The sequence below is a fragment of the Nocardia farcinica genome (assembly GCF_029867845.1).
Taxonomy (GTDB): Bacteria; Actinomycetota; Actinomycetes; order Mycobacteriales; family Mycobacteriaceae; genus Nocardia; species Nocardia farcinica_A.
Genome location: NZ_JARWRU010000715.1, coordinates 1 through 2,989, shown reverse-complemented (window position 1 = coordinate 2,989; position 2,989 = coordinate 1). Strand labels below are relative to the sequence as shown.

3 protein-coding genes are annotated in these 2,989 nt (G+C 70.9%); all 3 read right to left on the bottom strand.

Features of this window, described 5'->3' with window-relative positions; all coding sequences use genetic code 11:
* Window positions 1–840 (bottom strand): GntR family transcriptional regulator, encoded by an 840-nt coding sequence (locus QH283_RS15745; protein WP_280503741.1) that lies wholly within the window; start codon window positions 838–840, stop codon window positions 1–3.
* A gap of 143 nt (window positions 841–983) precedes the next feature.
* Window positions 984–1,844, bottom strand: coding sequence for an alpha/beta hydrolase family protein (locus QH283_RS15740; protein WP_280503740.1), 861 nt, complete (start codon window positions 1,842–1,844; stop codon window positions 984–986).
* 47 nt (window positions 1,845–1,891) lie between these two features.
* Window positions 1,892–2,431: a TetR/AcrR family transcriptional regulator gene (locus QH283_RS15735; protein ID WP_280503739.1), complete on the bottom strand. Its 540-nt coding sequence runs from the start codon at window positions 2,429–2,431 to the stop codon at window positions 1,892–1,894.
* Window positions 2,432–2,989 lie beyond the last annotated feature (558 nt).

Sequence of the window (2,989 nt, the reverse complement as noted above, 5' to 3'; positions counted from 1 at the left end):
CTAGTCGCGGCGGGGTGTGGCCCGCTGGGGGCTCGCGCGGGGGGGCACCCTGTCGTCCGAGTAGTCCCCCGCGCGCTGGGGGGCGGCCGCGAACACCTCGGCCAGTTCCGCCGCCCGTTCCTCGGTGAGCGTCCCGGCCGTGGCGTAGGCGCCCTCCGGTTGCAGGACGACCACCGCCGGGTCGTGGCGCAGCGCCTCGGCGAGCGCGTCGGGCAGCGCGCCCCGGTCGTCGGAGGCCACGCCGATCACCCGGTAGCCGACCTCGGCCAAGGTGTCGAGGAAACCGGGCATGACCGGCTCCTCCACCGCCACCAGCGCGCCGGGGGGCGCGGCGGCGTCGACCGCGAGCAGCAGCCCCTCGGAACCGCCGCCCGCGGCGACGAAGGACTGCGCCTCGAACGGCCAGCTGTCCACCACCGCGTCGCGCAGGCGGTCGGTGATGTACTCGCGGGCAGGCCGGTTGAGCTGGTCGGTGTGCAGGCCGGCCAGCATGGCCGCGGCCAGGTCGGGTTGCAGGGCGTAGTCGGGGCTGCCGGTGAGCAGGTCGCGGTCGGCCAGCACCCGGGTGAGCGGCACGTCGGCGGGCGCGGCCACCACTGTGCCACCGCGGCGGTTGGTGGTGATCAGCCCTTCCTTGCGCAGCTCGCTCCAGGCGGCGACGAGCGTGCGGGTGCTCAGCCCGCATCGTTGCGAGAGTTCGCGGATGGTGGGCAGGCGCGCGCCCGGGGCGAACGCGCCCTCGCGGATCAGCCGCGCCGTCACCGCGCGCACCGACTCGGAGGTATGCGGCGTATGGGTTCCCAGTGCCCGCACCAGCAGCGTGGTATCCGGCTCCGTCACTGACACTCCACTCGTCGCATTCCGCACAGTCCGACGTATACGGGTGTTCAGCATATATGTGTTCAACGGTGCGGTTTTGTTACCGGGTGATGCGTTCTTTGTACCCGTCGATGCGCGCCCGGCAGGCCATCCGCCCGGCGGGCTCAGCGGTCGCGCAACCACTTCTCGACGCGGTCCACAATGCCGCCCGGGTCGGGAATCCAGCCGTTGTGGCCGAGCCGTTTCGGCTCGTGCCAGGTGGTGACCTCCGCGTTCGGCATCTTGGACAGCAGGTGCTCGGCCGAGGACGGCGGGGTCAGCTCGTCCCCCTCCACGGTCACCGACAACACCGGCAGCTTCAGTCTGGCGATGCGCTCCTCGTAGTCGATATCGGCGCCGACGGGCACGAAACGACCGGTGCGCGAGAGCCTGGCCCAGTCCGAGATCAGCACCTTCGACTGCGGGCCGAAACCACCCACGTCGATCTTGTGGCCGGGCCAGAAGCCGACCAGGCTCGCGGTCAGGGTGGCGGCGGTGGTGCCGAACAGCAGTCCGGGGCCCGCAAGCCCGCGATAGCCCCGGTAGTAGGGAGTGCCGGAGGCGACGAGGATCAGGCCGCCGAGCCTGCCGCGCACCCGCGCGGCGTACATGACCGAAAGCTGGCCGCCCATGCTGTGGCCGAGCAGGTAGGGCGTGCTGTCCGGGAATTCCTCGCGCACCACGCCGAAGACGGCGGGGAAGTCGACCGAGACGAGTTCGTGGTAGCCGTAGGTGCTGGCGGGGCCGGGACGCGGCCTGCTGTCGCCGTTGCCGCGCAGTTCGCCGATGGCGGCGTCGAATCCGCGCGCGGCCAGCTGGCGGGCGAAGTATTCGTAGTAGGCGCCGGGCACACCGAGGCCGGGCATGATGACGATCACCGGGCGCGGCATGTCCGGTGTCACCTGATGCCGGTGGCTGCCCTCCGCCGGGATCAGCCGCACCGGAATGCTGCTGCCGTCCGGCATCTGGATGGGAACGGTCCGCATTCGCGCAGGGTACCCCCCGACCGCGGCGGAATGGCGCGAGCCGCCGCTCAGGCCCGCACGGCGCCCATGATGACACGGCTGAGCACGCGGATCACGTCGTCCAGCGGCGGGCGCGGGTCGGCCCCGCTCCACGAGTCGACGACGTAGTTGACCGCGCCGATGATCGCCAGCACGCGCATCTCGTAGTCGCCGGGCGGGATCTCGCCCTGCAGGGCCGCGTCCTCGGTCGCGCTCGCCAGCAGCGCGCCCCAGGAGCGGCGCAGCTCGAGCCGAAACTTCTCCACCTTCGGCCCGGCGCCGACCACCTCGACCAGCGCGACGCGCGCCTTGCGCGGGTCGGAGCCGATGGTCTCGATGTAGGCGCGCACCGCCGCGTCGAGGCGTTGCAGCGCGGTGGCCGAGGCGTTGCCCTCCAGGGCGGCGGTCACCGCCTCACGCGACTCCCGATCGATCTGCTCGTAGAGCTCGAGCAGCAGGGATTCGCGGCCGGTGAACTCCTCGTAGAACTGCCGGGAGGACAGTCCGGCGTCCTTGCAAATGGCGCCCACCGAGCTGTTGGCGTACCCGTCGCGCGCGAAAACCGTCAATCCTGATTCCAGAAAACGCGCACGCCGCTGGCGTTGCCGGTCCTCTACGGGTTGCCCGGCATACATTCGTCCCGTATTCGCATCCTGTGACATTGGGCCTGACAATACCGAAGGGCCCGATCCCCTCGTCATGGATCGGGCCCTTCGCTGCAACGTCCAGCCCACCGCGCGTTAGCCGAAAGTTGTCCGACACCGGAGAATCAGTCGTCGGGAGACCGCATCACCGGCGGGCGAACAGAGTTGTCGCCGCACGACCCGGGACGACGAGCAGACTTCCCCGCCCCGCGGTACGGCCGAGTGGTCCGACGAATCGTCACCACCTGTTTGCCGACATGGACGATATCCGATGCGCCCGCGGCCGCGAAAGAGTTTGCCGAACCTTTCTAGTGTTTTTTCCGCGCCGGTTGGCCGGGAACTTGCCCGCACCGATCCACCCGACACCCGCGCGGGCGTCCCGGCGCGGCGCACATCCCGGCCTATGGTTGTCGCATGAGGGTCGCCGGATGCTGACCGCGCTGCTCTACGGGCTCGGCGCGGGGGGGCGGGGGGGGGGGGGGG